Source organism: Curtobacterium sp. VKM Ac-2887, assembly GCF_015350935.1.
GTDB lineage: Bacteria > Actinomycetota > Actinomycetes > Actinomycetales > Microbacteriaceae > Curtobacterium.
This window is the reverse complement of the sequence record NZ_JADKSB010000052.1, coordinates 1-693: the sequence shown is the minus strand read 5'-3', so window position 1 is coordinate 693 and position 693 is coordinate 1. Positions and strand designations below refer to the sequence as shown.

General features: G+C 68.0%; 1 protein-coding gene. It reads right to left on the bottom strand.

Annotated elements, in window-relative coordinates; translation table 11 throughout:
• Positions 1–80 precede the first annotated feature (80 nt).
• On the bottom strand, positions 81–693 hold a 613-nt coding region (locus tag ITJ69_RS20195; protein ID WP_416354946.1), incomplete at its 5' end, for a Mu transposase domain-containing protein.

Sequence of the window (693 nt, the reverse complement as noted above, 5' to 3'; positions counted from 1 at the left end):
GGCGAGGTAGGCGAGCTTGGAAGCGACCTGCTCGCTGTTCTTCGGGATCGGTGCGTCGGTCTGCGTCGTGGTTTTGCTGGTCATCGTGCTTCTTTCGTCGTGGTATCGGTGGTGAAGTCGACGCCGAACAGGGCGTCGTAGTCGGACAGGGCTCGGATCTGGACCTGGTGCCCGTCCTGGTGCGAGCGGACCGTCGCGGGCTTCGGGGCCCGGTAGTGGGCGCGCAGGCGCGCTGCGACGACGACGTGCTCAGGGTCGGTGATCGTCTGTCCGGTGCGCAATGACCGATCGTGTCGTCCGGCAGGCTCGCCGCTGCAGGTGATGCGCACTTCGTCGAGTGCTGCGTGGACGTCGACGAACCGTCCGATGAAGCGCGGGTCGGCGGAGTAGTCGTTGCCGTCGACGCGGACGTAATAGTCCCTGGCGAGCCGGACCCGCGTCCGCAGCCCCGTGGTCGGCGCGACCGACGGGAGGGACTGCATCCCGGCGCGGTCGAGGGCGTCGAGCTCGACCGGGCGGGCTCCGATCGAGCGGACCTTCCGCTGGTTCGCCCGCTCGGTCAACCAGACACCCAGCTGGGCGTTGAAATCGTGGACGTTCTGGAAGAGCCGGCCGGGTAAGAACGACGTCTCGAGATACCGGTTCGCCCGCTCGACGACACCCTTGGTCTCGGGATCCCTCGCCGGCGCCAAC